We start from the raw sequence: 13,277 nt of genomic DNA on the forward strand, positions 1-13,277 counted from the left end.
TACTGCGATACCGGGCGGGCTGTGCGGACGGACGGTGTGCTCCGCGCTGCTCAGAACCCGCAGCAGCGCTCATTCCGGATACGGAGGTTGCCGGGCCCCGGGCCAGGGATGATAGGCAGGGCGCCTGATCGATACGGGGGAGGGCGACGCCCGATGAAGACGATGCGCCGGATCGCGCTGTACGTGGCGCTGCCACTGGTCCTGCTGCTCGCGGCCGGCTACGGCTGGTACCGGATGAGCGACACCGGCAAGCGGTGGCGGTACGAGGACAGGCTCGCCACATACTGCGAGGGTCTGATTCCGGCCGTCGAATCCGCCGCCCTGACCTCGTACTCCATCGACCCCGGACTACCGGGGGACCGTACGGGTGGTGCGGATGACAACCGCTGGGACAAGTGCGGCGTGGCGGACACCCGACTGCTGGTCGCCCTGATCCCGTACGACGCCGTCCGCAACCGATACGTCTCCGGGGAACCGCTCTCGATGCTCCGCTACGGAAGTTCCGGCCACCTGCCCGTTGCCATCGGCGCCGGCTGGCAGGGCCACACCGACTTCCGCGGCACCGGCATCGTGCTCAACTGCACCAACCGGCCCGCCTCCCTCGTGGTGACCGTGAGTGCCGAGGAGTCGCACGAGAACGCCGAGGAGACCGGGAAGATCGCCCGACTGGCCACGGCCACCGCCGAGCGGGCCGCCGAACGGTGGTCGTGCGACGCCCCGCACGGCTCCCGGGTGCCGCCCATCCCCGTGCAATCCGACAGCCCGACTCCCGGGAACACCACCGGCACCTGCGCGGGGGTACCCGCCCCCGACAACGACTCCGTCGACTGGCACCGTGGAGTCACCGCCCCCGGCACCGCGCTCCTGGAGACCTGCGCACTCGGCGAGACCAAGGCGCGGTACGAGGAACTCTACTGGTTCGAAGCCTCGTTCGGACCGTACGCCCAGAGCCTGCGGACCCCCGACGACGGCTATTGGGGCGACGCGGGTAGTGACCGTCACAGCGCCTGGGCGAGCGCCGCGTGCGGCAGGGGCCCGCGCGCCCTCTTCACCGTCAACGACACGGAATACGCGTCTCCGTCGCGCGGCTACCTCCGTACCGCCCTGCGTGCCTTTGCCGAACGGGCGGCACAGCGTCATGGATGCACGGACCTGAAGCTGCCCTCCTGACCGGTACGGATTGACGCCCGGCGGTTCGTATCCCCGGCGAACCCCGGATGCCCGCAGGGCGCCCGTGCGCGGGCGCCCCATGCCCCGGAGGTCTGTCCGAACGTGACCGAATTTGGCCGTAGCATGTCAAGAATCATGGCGATGTGCCTTGTTGCTTCAAGGTCGTCGTGCCTCAATGAGGAAGGCAATTCAGACTGACGGCTCGTCAGGAAATTGCTGCATTCCGGCGCGGCTCCCCGATTCGACGCGTCGGCAGTCCCCCCACATGAAGGGCAATCACCATGAGGCATGGCATACGGCGACTCGCCTTCTGTTCCGCCTTCGCCGCAGGCACGCTCGCACTGGCACCCACGGCCGACGCGGTCACCCCCACCACCGCGACCATTTCCTTCGACTGTGGATCTTACGGCTCGGGCAGCGCGACCCTCACCGCCTCCCAGAGCGGCACGACCGCGACCATCGACGTCTCGACGTCTGCCATCACGGCACCGATCAGCGTCGGGGCCAACTCGGTCAAGTCGACGCTCACACTCGCCAACAACGGCTCGGGAGCCGTCACGTTCACCGGTAGCTCCAACCCCGCCATACCCGCCGGAAGTCCTGTGTCGACGGGACCGCTCAAGGGGACCGTGGCCTCGGGCGACAGCCTGGTGGCCACGTCCCTCAAGGTCGTGGTCTTCGGCATCACCGCGACCTGCAACGCGACATCCACGCAGTCGCCCGGCCCGTTCGTGTTCTGAGCCGGCCTCCGCGAGCCTGAGTGAAGCATCGGCGGTGACCGAGGCCGAGGTCGAGGTCGAGGCTGCGTCCGAGGTACGGTCGGCCCGTGTCCCCGCCTGCGGGCAGGTGGCACGGGCCGTCCGCCGGTCGCCGCCCGGCTCCGCTGCCCACAGGTGCGGCAGGCCGTATGCCTCTGGCGACGCTTTCGGCCGCCCCGCCGATCCGGGCCAAGCAGCGGAGAGAACTGAACTCGTATTCGCCTGCGGGCCTGTTGATGTGAAGGCAGGAACCGCAGCAGGAAACCCGGGCATGTGCGCTGGAGCCGACTGCGATCGCCCGGGCAGCAAGTTGCCGTTGCCGCGGCAGTGGCCGCGGCAGGGGCAGGGGCAGGGGCAGGGATGTGCTTCGGCTGCGAGGCGGATCCCCCCCCAGGAGGTGAGCGACACCAGCCTCGCCCTGCCACGATCAGCCGGTCCCCGCAGCCTAGATTTCGTAGGTGAACGCGCTTACCTTCTCCGCCGCTCTGATCACCTTCGTCTCGGTCGTCGGGCCGCCCAAGGTCCTGATCTCCTTTGCCCACCTCGCCGAGCTGCACCCGACTCGCCAATTGCGCACCATCGCCTTCATCTCCTGTGGCGCGGCGGTCTTCATCGGTCTGGTGGCCAGCCTGACCGCTCCTCTGCTGCTGGACCTTTTCCACATCAGTACACCCGCGCTCCTGCTCGCGGGCGGCATCATCTTCTTTCTCTACGCCGTCGGTCTCGTCCTGGGGATTCCGACCGGAATGGACGCACCGGACCGGGACGCCCCCGATGTGACCAGTGGACTGCGTGAACTTCTCGTACCGTTCGTCGTCAGTCCGCTGGCCATGACAGCACTGCTCATCGAGGCCACAGCACGTTCGTCCTGGACCTGGCGCTCCACGGTGGCCGGTGCGTACGTGGCGGTGATTCTGCTCGACCTCGTCTGCATCCTGCTCCTGGAACGGCTGCTGCGCGCCGCGCACCATGCGACCTTCGAACTGCTCGGCCGGCTTCTGGGGCTTCTGCTTGCCGCGGTCAGCATCGACCTGGTCCTCGACGGCCTGGCGGAACTCGGCGCCGGGCTGAGCGGGCGCGGCCACTGAGGGGCCGGCCGGATCAGGCCGCCGCTCGCGAGCGGGGGGCTCCGGCCTCCCTGCCGTCGGAGTCATGGTGGATCGGTGTCCGCGCTCCGGTCAGCGGAACACCCGTTCCGCCGCGCCGAGCCGCGACGATCTCCGCCGCGATCGACAGTGCGGTCTCCTCCGGGGTACGCGCACCGAGATCGAGGCCGATCGGAGAATGCAGACGAGCCAACTCCTGGTCGGTCAAGCCGACTTCGCGCAGGCGTCGGTCGCGGTCCTCGTGGGTGCGGCGCGAGCCCATCGCGCCGACGAACGCGACCGGAAGCCGCAGGGCCGCCTCCAGGAGGGGAACGTCGAACCTGGCGTCATGGGTGAGCACACACAGGACGGTTCGTGCGTCGGTCGCGGTACGCCGGAGGTAGCGGTGCGGCCAGTCGACCACCAGGTCGTCGGCGTCCGGGAAGCGTAGGCGAGTGGCGAAGACCGGCCGGGCATCGCACACGGTCACGTGATAGCCCAGGAACTTGCCCGCCCGGACCAATGCCGTCGCGAAGTCCACCGCACCGAACACGATCATCCGGGGCGGCGGCACCCTCGACTCCACGAACAGCGTCACGCCGCCCGGACAACGCGCCCCGTCCTCCGCGATCTCGACGGTGCCGGTGCGGCCGATGTCCAGCATCGCCCGGGCCTCCGCGGCCGCAGTGCGGTCCAGTTCCAAGGGCCCGTCGAGGCTGCCCTCGTACGATCCGTCCGGGCGGACGAGCAGTGCCCGGCCGAGCAGTTCCACCGGGCCCCGGGCCACCCGGGCGAGCGCCGCGGCCTCTCCCCGGCCCGCGGCCGACACCCCCGCCCGGAACACCGGCGCGTCCGTGCGCACCGGCGTGACCAGGATGTCGATGACGCCGCCACAGGTGAGCCCCACCGCGAAGGCGTCCTCGTCGTCGTAACCGAACCGTTCGCGTACCGGCCGCCCGTCCCCAAGAGCCCGGACGCAGAGCTCGTACACCGCGCCCTCCACACAACCGCCGGAAACCGAGCCGATGACGGTGCCGTCACCGTCGACGGCCAGGGCGGCGCCCGGACCGCGTGGCGCGCTGCCGCTGACGGCCACGACGGTGGCGACGGCGAAGTCCCGGCCCTCCTCGAACCACCGGCTCAGCTCCTCGGCGATGTCAAGCACCCGGCGCTCCTCCTTCCGCTCCGCCGCCCGGAGTTCCGCCCTCCGCCGGGTCACTCCGGGGTCCGCCCTCGTCCCGGCCGCGCGGAGTTCCCTCCGCCGCCCGACGACGGGCCTCGTCCGCCGCACGCAGGACGCGGTCCGGACGGATCGGCAGTTCCCGGTGACGTACGCCGGTCGCATGCCACACCGCGTTGGCGATCGCGGCGGCGACGCCCACGATGCCGATCTCGCCGATGCCCTTGATCGTGATCGGGTCGCCCGGGACGGGGTCGTCCACCCAGTCGGCCTCGATGAGCGGGACGTCGGCGTGCGCGGCTACGTGGTAGCCGGCGAGGTCGGGGCCGACATGGCCGCCCGAGACCTGATCCCTGACCGCCTCCTCGTGGAGGGCCATGGACAGGCCCCAGGTCATTCCGCCGATGAACTGGCTGCGCGCGGTGAGCGGGTTGACGATGGTGCCCGCCGCGTAGATGCCGAGCAGCCGTCGTACGCGCACCTCACCGGTGTCCATGTCCACCGCGACCTCGGCGAATTGCGCACCGAACGAATGGCGCTCCTTCCGGGAGAGCGCGGCGATCGCCTCCGCCGTGTCCGACCGGGCGGTGATCCCCTCCGGCGGAATGCCACCTCCCAGGGCCAGACGCTCCCGCAGCTCGTTCGCGGCGATCGTCACGGCCCACGCCCAGGAGCGCGTCCCCATCGAGCCGCCGGCGATCATCGCCGGGCCGATGTCACTGTCCGCGATGCGTACCCGTACGGAATCCGGATCCACGCCCAGCGTGTCCGCGGCGACCAGCAGCATCGCCGTCCGCGCCCCGGTCCCGACGTCCGCCGCGTTGATCCGTACGGTGAAGGTGCCGTCCGGCTCCGCGGTCACGGCCGCTGTGGAGGGAGCGACCCCCGAGGGGTAGGTGGCCGCCGCCGTACCAGTCCCGATCAGCCGGCGCCCCTCGCGGCGCAGGCCGGGACGAGGATCACGGTCCGCCCAGCCGAACCTGCGGGCGCCCTCCTCGAAACAGGCGAGCACATTGCGGCTGCTGAAGGGCAGCCCGGACACCGGGCCGGTCGCGGGTTCATTGCGTGCGCGCAGCGCGATCGGGTCCACGCCGCACTTCTCGGCCAGCTCGTCAAGAGCCGATTCGAGGGCGAAAGACCCGGGTGCCTCGCCCGGCGCCCGCATCCACGTCGGGGTCGGAACATCGAGCCGCACGAGCCGGTGAAGGGTGTGATGCGCGTCGGCGTCGTACAGCACACGCGCCAGGACGGCACTCGACTCGATGAACTCGTACACGGTCGACGTGAGGCTCTGCGCCCGGTGGTCGAGCGCACGCAACCGGCCGTCGGCGTCGGCGCCGAGCCTGATCCGCTGCGCCGTCGGGCTGCGGTAGCCGATGAGGGAGAACATCTGGCGGCGAGTCAGCACGACACGCACCGGCCGTTGGAGGACGGTGGCGGCCATCACGGCCGCCACCTGATGCGGACTCAGCCCCTTCGACCCGAACGCGCCCCCGACGTGCTCCGACCGTACCCGCACGGATGCCGGATCGAGGGAGAAGAGTTGTGCCAGCTCGTTCGCCACCCAGCTGCTGCCCTGGTTGGAGTCGACGACGTCGAGCCGGCCGCCGTCCCAGCGGGCCGTGGCCGCATGCGGTTCCATAGGGTTGTGGTGCTCTTCCGGAGTGGTGTACTCCGCATCCACGACGACGGCGGACGCGTCGAGTTGAGCCTCCACATCCCCCTTCTCCGTCTCCGGCTGCACCATCGGAGTGCTCTGCGGTGTGTAGGCATCCGGGCGGTCGGCACGGAAGGAGACATCGTGCGGCTCCACGTCGTACTCGACCACCAGGGCCTCGGCGGCCTCCCTGGCCTGCTCCGACGTCTCGGCCACCACCAGCGCCACCGGCCAGCCCGCGAAGGGTACGCGGTCGTGCTGGAAGATCCCGACGATCGGGTTCGGCCGCCCCAGCATGCCCATGTACTCGATGTCGACGCGAGGCGCGTTCTCGTGGTGCAGCACGGTCAGGACTCCGGGCATGGCCAGCACCGGACCGTCCTCCACCGAGCGGATCCGGCCACGGGCCACCGCCGACAACACCAGCCACCCGTGGGCGAGTTCGGTGAAGGGGACCTCTCCGGCGTACCGGGCCGCCCCGGTGACCTTGTCTCGGCCCTCCACCCGGGTGCGGACGGATCCGATGGCTCCGGTCACGCCGGCGATCCCGGTCGTCGTGGTCATCGGGAGACCTCCTCGGTGAGCTCGGTCAGCACGGCCACGATGAGGTTGCGCATCAGCGTCACCTTGTATCCGTTGTCGGGAAGAGCCTCGGCGGCCGCCAGCTCGGCGTCCGCCGCTGCGGCGAACGCCTCCGCGCTCGCCGGTCCGCCGACCAGCACGCGCTCGGCCGCACGGGCCCGCCACGGCATCGAGGCGACAGCCCCGAGAGCGAGACGGACTTCGCGTACGACGCCGTCCTCGACGTCGAGCGCGCCGGCGATCGACCCGATCGCGAAGGCGAACGAGGCGCGCTCGCGCACCTTCCGGTACCGCGAGCGGGCGGCTACCGGGGCGGGCGGCAGCGTGACGCCGGTGATCAGAGCGCCCGGCGGGAGCGCGGTCTCGATGTGCGGTGTGTCGCCCACCGGCGGGTAGAACGCGTCGATCGGCAACTCGCCCGGCCCGTCCGCCGTTTCGTACGAGATGACGGCGTCGAAGGCGGCGAGCGCGACCGCCATGTCCGAAGGATGGGTGGCGACGCAGTGCTCGGACGCGCCGAGAATGGCGTGGTTGTGGTGCTCGCCGTTGACAGCGGGACAACCGCTGCCGGGGGAACGCCTGTTGCAAGGCCTGCTGATGTCGGTGAAGTAGCCGCAGCGGGTCCGCTGGAGCAGATTCCCGCCGACCGTGGCCATGTTGCGCAGCTGTCCCGAGGCTCCTGCCAGCACGGCCTGCGCCAACGCAGGGTAGTGGCGCCGCACGTCGGGATGGGCGGCCAGGTCGCTGTTGGTGACGGTTGCCCCGATCCGCAGCCCTCCTTCGCGGTCCAACTCGACTCTGTCGAGCGGAAGTTCACGTACGTCGATCAGGAGAGCGGGCCGTTCCACGCCGGTCTTCATGAGGTCCACGAGGTTGGTGCCCCCGCCGAGGAAGCGGGCGTCGGGGTCGGAACCGATCAGGGCGACCGCTCCGGGAACATCGAAGGCCCGCTCGTAGCCGAATTCCCTCACGCCACTGCCTCCTTGTCCCGGGCCTCGGCCGCCTGCGCCACTGCCTGGACGATCGACACATAGGCACCGCAGCGGCACAGGTTGCCGCTCATCCGCTCGCGGATCTCCTCAGCGCTGAGCGCGGGCACCCCGGCCTCCGGCCGGACATCGTCGGTCGCCGCGCTCGGCCAGCCCGCCGCGTGTTCCTCGATCACCGCGATGGCTGAACAGATCTGCCCGGGAGTGCAGTATCCGCACTGATAGCCGTCGAGGTCGAGAAAGGCCTGCTGCACCGGATGAAGCCGCTCGCCGTCGGCCACACCCTCGATGGTGGTGATCGCGCGCCCCTCGGCCGCGACTGCCAACTGGAGGCAGGAAACCGCTCGCCGCCCATCGAGCAGCACCGTACAGGCACCACATTGACCCAGGTCACAGCCCTTTTTGGACCCTGTCAGATCGAGGTGCTCACGCAGGGCGTCGAGCAGGGTGGTGCGATGGTCGACGGGCAGTGTGTACTTTTCGCCATTGATGTTCAGGGTGATGGCACTGGACGTCGATGGAGTCATGATCAGCCTTCTTTCGCATTGCTGATGCGCGTCGAGCGAGACGATCCCGGTGGACATTACGGGAGGGAGAGGGCGATGAGAACGAATGAACCGGTGGCGGTGGGCGCAGGTCAGTCACACCGGCCGGATCTGCCGCTAAGGTGAGTCCAAGCGGACAGCTGTCCACTTGTTGTCGAACCTAGCGGACAGTTGTCCGCTCAGCAAGGCCGGACTCGGTTGCCCTTTCAGGGAGTTCGGCTGCCCTTTCCGTGAGGAGGACGAATGCCGGACGAGGTACGGGGCGAGATGCGCGACGGGCAGGGCGCGCCTCTGCGGCCGGACGCGCAACGCAACCGTGAACGCATTCTGGAAGTCGCGCTGACAGAGCTGACGCGGGCGGCGGACGCCCCGTTGAGCACCATCGCGAAGAAGGCGGGCGTCGGACAGGGGACGTTCTACCGCAACTTCCCCAACCGGGAGGCCCTCGTCCTGGAGGTCTACCGCTTCGAGATGCAGCAGGTCGCAGACACCGCGGCCCAGCTGCTCGGTACCCGCGCACCTGACCGGGCCCTGAGGGAGTGGATGGACCGGCTGGCCCAGTACGCCATGGCCAAGGCCGGTCTGGCGGACGCGTTGCGCAAGTCCACCAGGAACTCCGGCGGCAGCCTGGCCGAGCTGGGGCACGGCCCGGTGACCCGGGCGGTCACCCTGCTGCTGACCGCCAACGAGCAGGCAGGCACCATCCGCCCGGGCATGACTCCCGACGACTTCGTACTTGCCATCGCCGGGCTCTGGCAGATCGACCCGCACAGCGACTGGCAGCCGCGCGCGACGCGCCTCCTGGACCTCGTGATGGACGGGCTGCGGGCGGGAGCTCCTGGTGCGGAAGCCTCCGGCGCGGGCGGACTCGCAACGGATGGCACGGACCCGGGCGTATCGGGACCGGTGGGCAGGGGGACGGGCTGACTCCTCTCCGGAAGCTGTCCGATTCCCTTCGCTCGTTCCGATTCTCTTCGCCGTTCCGGCGTCCGGAACAGTTGCGCGGGCAGGCTGGAGGCATGGCTTTCGCAGATGAAGCGGCTCCGGTGGCCGTACTGGAGTATCAACCGCAGTGGCCGGTGGACTTCGACCGCCTGGCCGTGAAGTTGTACGACGCGCTGGGCGGCGAGGCGCACACGATCGACCACATCGGATCGACATCGGTGCCGGGCCTGGCGGCCAAGGACTGTGTGGACGTCCAGGTGCGCGTCGCCGAGATCGAAGAGGCCCGGCAGACCGGGCTTCTCGCCGCGATCGGTTTCCGCTGCCGGCCCGAACCGTGGAATCGGGCCGAGCTCTCGGGCGGACAGGAGTGCGGCAAGCTGGTGCTCGCCCCACCGGTGGGTGCGCGCAGGTGCAACGTACACCTGCGCCGGGAGTACGACCCGAACTGCCGTTTCGCGCTTCTGTTCCGCGACTACCTGCGTGCCGACGAGGCTGCCCGACAGCAGTGGGGGGAGTTCAAACGGCGGCTGGCCCACAGCGTGCCGGACCTTCTGGACTACGGGCGGATCAAGGCCCCGGCCACCGAGATCCTGATGGTCGCGGCCGAACGCTGGGCGGCGGCAACGGGCTGGCGGCCGCCTCCGGGGCGCCCCGCACCGCGCACGGCTCCCGCGACGCGAGCGGACTTCGACGGCACCCGGTGAGCCGGTCGAGACGAGCGGTTACGGCGGCGCGCCCGGTCGGCGGTCTCGGTGTCGACGGCCTGATCCTCGAACACGGCGGTCTGCTGGACGTGGGCCACCTCCAGGGGGCCGCCGGTGTCGCGAGCCACCAGGGCCGCGGAATCAGTATCGATTCCACGCCGTAGCGCCTCCGGTAACTTTGGTTGCCAAATCGTCTACCGGTAACTAAAGTTGCACGCATGATGCCGCCTGAGATCACCACCGAGGAAGAGACGGCCCTCGGCAAAGCTCTTCTGGATGCCCTCAACCCACTGGCCTCGGCCGTGCGTGCCCGAGCGACCGGGCTTCCTGAAGAACGCATGTGGGATGCCGACCCCGTCGACGTCACTCTCTCGATCCTCACCACCTGGAAGGTGGTGGACGCGGAGGTCAAGCGATTGACAGCAATCGCGGCAAGGACCGCCGGCTCCTACGGCGCGAGCTATGAACAGTTGGGCGCTGCTTGGGGGATCACCCGGCAGGGTGCCCGCAAGAAGTGGCCCGAAGCCATCGACAGGTCGGTCTCGACGGCGGAGGCCGGCTTCGTCGAACTGTGCGGGGGCAGTGCCCAATTGTCCCGGGATCCGTCATCGGGCGGCTGGCGGTGGACCGGACAGGGGGCGGACGGCACGCGCGACGAGGCCGACAGCACCTCGTGCTACGCGACGAAGGAAGAGGCTGCCGCCCACGCGGGCGCATTCCTGAGGGAACACGCCATCGACGAGCGGTAGACGCCCAAGCCGCTCACAGGGGCTGCGGCAAGGGAGCCGCCAACTCGCCGTCGTGCACCGGATCGCGGGGGCGGGCCACGAAAGTACTGCTTCCGGGCATGCGCCGGGACTGTCAGTGGTGTGGTGCATGATCGGCGCGTTGGCTCTTCGAGGAGATGGGGCACCATGCCGATCACAAACCAGCAGGTGACTGAGCGCGCCTTTCTGCGGCCGCTGTATGCGGACGCCTACTTTCCGGACCATGTCCTCGACAAGGGCAAGGCGATCCTGCTGAATCTGTGCGAGCGGATCGAGGCCGAGCAGCCGGCGGACCTGCCGGCGCTGTACGTGCTCACGGAGGTGGCGACGGAGCAGTTCAATGCGCTGGAAGCCGAGTTCGTGGCGGCGGGGAGCGAGATCGAGACCGTCGCGCGCGAGGAGATCGGCGAGGACTTCTGGTTCGTGGCGACGGCGTACGGCTTCGCGGACGCGGACGCTGAGGAGCTGATCGCCGCCAGGGATTGGTGAGCGAATGTGCTCCCGACGGCTGATGCGACCGTTGGGAGCTGCCGCCCTCCGGCTCTCAAGGCTGCAGGGCATCCAGGACGGCGAGGCCGCCACGGACGGCGGCAGATGCCACGTCGAGCTGCTCGCGTTCATGGACGCGCGCGTCGGAGCCAATGCGAAACGGATCACCTGTGAAGCGAGGGATGACGTGCAGGTGCACATGGAAGACCTCTTGGAACGCGGCTTCGCCGTCCGCGAGAAGCAGGTTGACGCCCTCGCACCGCAGACCTGATCGGCGCAGTGCCCGCCCGAGCCGGTGCGCCACCCTCCAGACCTGGACGCCGACGTCCTCCGGAAGATCCTCCAGCCCCGCCGAATGCGTCTTGGGAACGACCAGCAGGTGACCGGGGTTGACGGGCCGGAGATCCATGAAGGCGATCACCGATTCGTCTTCATGGACGATGCTGGCCTCCGCCCGACCATGAACGATCGTGCAGAAGATGCATCCGTCGTCCGCCATGAATGTCCCCCCAGGCTCCAAGTCCCTTGTCACGCCCACCACATCAGAAGATTCGTGCGTACGCGAACGAGTTCTGTCGCCGAGGCCCGGCGGAGCAAGCTGTCTGGAGGCCCCTGCCGGCGGATATGGTCATGTTTCACGTTGAGAGGAGTTGTGATCATGGAAGAACGTGCTGTTCCGCCTCGTGTGGTGGCCGCAGAGCGTGTGGCCTCCGAAGCGGGGTTCAAGAAGAGCTGTATCCCTGAAGTGGGCAGGCTGCTCAAACTGGCCGCTGCGGCGAAACCCGACGGAGTCATCGCGGAGAGCGGCACCGGCTCCGGCGTCGGCACAGCCTGGCTGCACAGTGGCCTCGGTGCCGGCGCACGCCTGGTCACCGTGGAGCGTGACGAGGAACTGGCCCGTCGAGCGGCCGGTGTCTTCGCGGACGACAAACGCGTCAGCGTTCTCACGGGGGACTGGAAGCTGCTTGAGCGGCACGCCCCGTTCGACGTCTTCTTCTGCGACGGCGGTGGCAAGCGTGACGACCCCCAGCGGGTCGTCGAGCAACTGGCTCCCGGCGGCCTCCTCGTCCTGGACGACTTCACCCCCTCACCCCATTGGCCGCCTCGTTTCGAGGGGCGAGTGGATGAACTCCGCATGTTCTACCTCACTCATCCGGACCTGGACGCCACCGAGATACTGACAACACCGGATAGTTCAGTGGTCATCGGCGCACGCCGCCTCTAGGCGGTCTCCTGCGGGTCACCCCACGAGCTCCGGGGCGTCGGTGACGGGATGGCCCCCTGCGACCTGCGCACTGCCCGACCAGGAACCACATCGAGGCGTGGCATGAACGAGTGCTGCCTCCGGCGCCGGTGCCGGAACGGATCAGGTTCTGGACGGTGCTGCGCGGTTCGTGAATGAGCCCGGCCGGCAACGTATGTCGTACTCACACAGGTCCGCAGTCAGCTGCGAACAGGTAGATTCCGGGCGAAGCGGCGGACGGCTTCGGTGAACGCATCCGGATCGTCGAAGTTCGCGAGATGTCCTGCACGCGCGATCAACTCGACGCGGGCATGCGGATGCGCGCGGACGAAGTACAGCTCGCCGGACCGGAGGACGGTGTCCTTCTCGCCGTTCAGGATGATGGCGACCCTACCGGCGGGGCGGTCCTCGGCGCCGGTACGCGAAAATACTGTCCCGCGGGGACGCTCGGACTGATCAACCGCAGACCTGGACGGACAACCTGCGAAGCAGGGATCTGGCGGGACCGGACAGCCGCGACGTCCCACGTGGATCACGCCCACGCGGGACACGCTCCTACTTCGGTCCGCCCGACTGCTCGACGGAACGGGAGCGCCGGTGGGCGGAGACCCGCTCGCGGGTTGCGCACCGGCGGGAGCAGTAGCGGCGTTCCGGGCCGCTGCCCTGCGAGATGAAGGCGTTCCGGCAACTGGGGGATGAACAGATCCTGCCGGGCGGACGTTGGTGCTCCCAGACGAGCACCGTCAGGGCCATGCAGGACGAGGCCAGCAACCACTCGCCCCAGGGGGCGTCGTCATCGTGGTCGAGATGAGGGTGCCAGGGGGAGTTGCCGTCATGAGAAGTCAGGCGGAGCGGTGCGGTCTGTTCTGCCAGAAGACGATTGAGGTGGCCGGCCGCACTGTCGGCGGTCCGGGCGGCGAAGACTTCCCGCAGCAGGGTGGCAGCCGCGCGCATCCCGTCGACGTCGCACGCGGTGAGCTCGATGGCGTCCGCTTCGCCGTGTGCGCGGAGCACATCGGCGATGTCGCCCGGGTCGGGGCGGTCGGCGTCGAGGGCATTGACCAGAGCGGCGGTACGTCGCGCCATGGCCAATACGGAGTGCCTGGTGGACCAGCCGTCGATGTTGGGGGACACCTCTGCAATGTAACGCATATTGCTGAGTT

14 protein-coding genes and 1 pseudogene are annotated in these 13,277 nt (G+C 69.2%); 8 read left to right on the plus strand and 7 right to left on the minus strand.

Annotated features, from left to right (window positions below; genetic code table 11):
* Positions 1–153 precede the first annotated feature (153 nt).
* The 3 genes from ACGF8B_RS24435 to ACGF8B_RS24445 all read left to right on the plus strand — a co-directional run bounded on the left by ACGF8B_RS24435 (position 154) and on the right by ACGF8B_RS24445 (position 3,016).
* A complete protein-coding gene (locus ACGF8B_RS24435) occupies positions 154–1,170 on the plus strand; it encodes a hypothetical protein (protein ID WP_392742250.1) in 1,017 nt (338 codons plus the stop codon).
* Positions 1,171–1,451: 281 nt separating this feature from the next.
* Entirely contained in the window at positions 1,452–1,910 is a 459-nt protein-coding gene (locus ACGF8B_RS24440; protein WP_392742253.1) for a hypothetical protein, read from the plus strand.
* A gap of 476 nt (positions 1,911–2,386) precedes the next feature.
* Positions 2,387–3,016: a MarC family protein gene (locus tag ACGF8B_RS24445; protein ID WP_392742256.1), complete on the plus strand. Its 630-nt coding sequence runs from the start codon at positions 2,387–2,389 to the stop codon at positions 3,014–3,016.
* A gap of 13 nt (positions 3,017–3,029) precedes the next feature.
* Here the strand turns inward: ACGF8B_RS24445 and ACGF8B_RS24450 are convergent, their stop codons facing one another.
* From ACGF8B_RS24450 to ACGF8B_RS24465, 4 genes are read right to left on the minus strand one after another with little or no spacing between them, the layout of a single operon-like run.
* The gene (locus tag ACGF8B_RS24450; RefSeq protein WP_392742259.1) at positions 3,030–4,178 is read right to left on the minus strand and encodes an XdhC family protein; all 1,149 of its coding nucleotides are present in this window, start codon (positions 4,176–4,178) and stop codon (positions 3,030–3,032) included.
* Positions 4,171–6,414, minus strand: a complete 2,244-nt coding sequence (locus tag ACGF8B_RS24455; protein WP_392742261.1) for a xanthine dehydrogenase family protein molybdopterin-binding subunit — start codon at positions 6,412–6,414, stop codon at positions 4,171–4,173. The genes ACGF8B_RS24450 and ACGF8B_RS24455 overlap by 8 nt, the downstream gene beginning before the upstream one ends.
* Entirely contained in the window at positions 6,411–7,403 is a 993-nt protein-coding gene (locus tag ACGF8B_RS24460) for an FAD binding domain-containing protein (protein ID WP_392742264.1), read from the minus strand. Before ACGF8B_RS24460 ends, ACGF8B_RS24455 begins: the two co-directional genes overlap by 4 nt.
* The gene (locus ACGF8B_RS24465; protein ID WP_392742947.1) at positions 7,400–7,948 is read right to left on the minus strand and encodes a (2Fe-2S)-binding protein; all 549 of its coding nucleotides are present in this window, start codon (positions 7,946–7,948) and stop codon (positions 7,400–7,402) included. The genes ACGF8B_RS24460 and ACGF8B_RS24465 overlap by 4 nt, the downstream gene beginning before the upstream one ends.
* Positions 7,949–8,209: 261 nt before the next feature.
* Here ACGF8B_RS24465 and ACGF8B_RS24470 point away from each other — a divergent pair, with 261 nt between their 5' ends.
* The 4 genes from ACGF8B_RS24470 (at position 8,210) to ACGF8B_RS24485 (ending at position 10,871) form a co-directional block, all read left to right on the plus strand.
* Positions 8,210–8,893, plus strand: a complete 684-nt coding sequence (locus ACGF8B_RS24470) for a TetR/AcrR family transcriptional regulator (RefSeq protein ID WP_392742267.1) — start codon at positions 8,210–8,212, stop codon at positions 8,891–8,893.
* Positions 8,894–8,985: 92 nt separating this feature from the next.
* Positions 8,986–9,615, plus strand: coding sequence for a GrpB family protein (locus ACGF8B_RS24475; RefSeq protein WP_392742268.1), 630 nt, complete (start codon positions 8,986–8,988; stop codon positions 9,613–9,615).
* Between the two features lie 218 nt (positions 9,616–9,833).
* Positions 9,834–10,364 carry a hypothetical protein gene (locus ACGF8B_RS24480; protein WP_392742271.1) on the plus strand — a complete coding sequence of 177 codons (531 nt, stop codon included), beginning with the start codon at positions 9,834–9,836 and terminating at the stop codon, positions 10,362–10,364.
* Between the two features lie 165 nt (positions 10,365–10,529).
* Positions 10,530–10,871: a DUF5713 family protein gene (locus ACGF8B_RS24485; RefSeq protein ID WP_392742274.1), complete on the plus strand. Its 342-nt coding sequence runs from the start codon at positions 10,530–10,532 to the stop codon at positions 10,869–10,871.
* Between the two features lie 55 nt (positions 10,872–10,926).
* Here ACGF8B_RS24485 and ACGF8B_RS24490 read toward each other — a convergent pair whose 3' ends face one another.
* Entirely contained in the window at positions 10,927–11,370 is a 444-nt protein-coding gene (locus ACGF8B_RS24490; protein WP_392742277.1) for an HIT family protein, read from the minus strand.
* Between the two features lie 153 nt (positions 11,371–11,523).
* Here ACGF8B_RS24490 and ACGF8B_RS24495 point away from each other — a divergent pair, with 153 nt between their 5' ends.
* A complete protein-coding gene (locus ACGF8B_RS24495) occupies positions 11,524–12,096 on the plus strand; it encodes an O-methyltransferase (RefSeq protein ID WP_392742280.1) in 573 nt (190 codons plus the stop codon).
* Positions 12,097–12,314: 218 nt separating this feature from the next.
* Here ACGF8B_RS24495 and ACGF8B_RS24500 read toward each other — a convergent pair.
* Positions 12,315–12,497, minus strand: a pseudogene (locus tag ACGF8B_RS24500) (alpha/beta fold hydrolase); the annotation flags it as partial.
* A 172-nt stretch (positions 12,498–12,669) separates the two neighbouring features.
* Positions 12,670–13,266, minus strand: coding sequence for a CGNR zinc finger domain-containing protein (locus ACGF8B_RS24505; RefSeq protein WP_392742282.1), 597 nt, complete (start codon positions 13,264–13,266; stop codon positions 12,670–12,672).
* Positions 13,267–13,277: the final 11 nt, after the last annotated feature.

Origin of the sequence: Streptomyces sp. NPDC047917 (assembly GCF_043204345.1) — a bacterium.
Taxonomy (GTDB): Bacteria; Actinomycetota; Actinomycetes; order Streptomycetales; family Streptomycetaceae; genus Streptomyces; species Streptomyces sanglieri.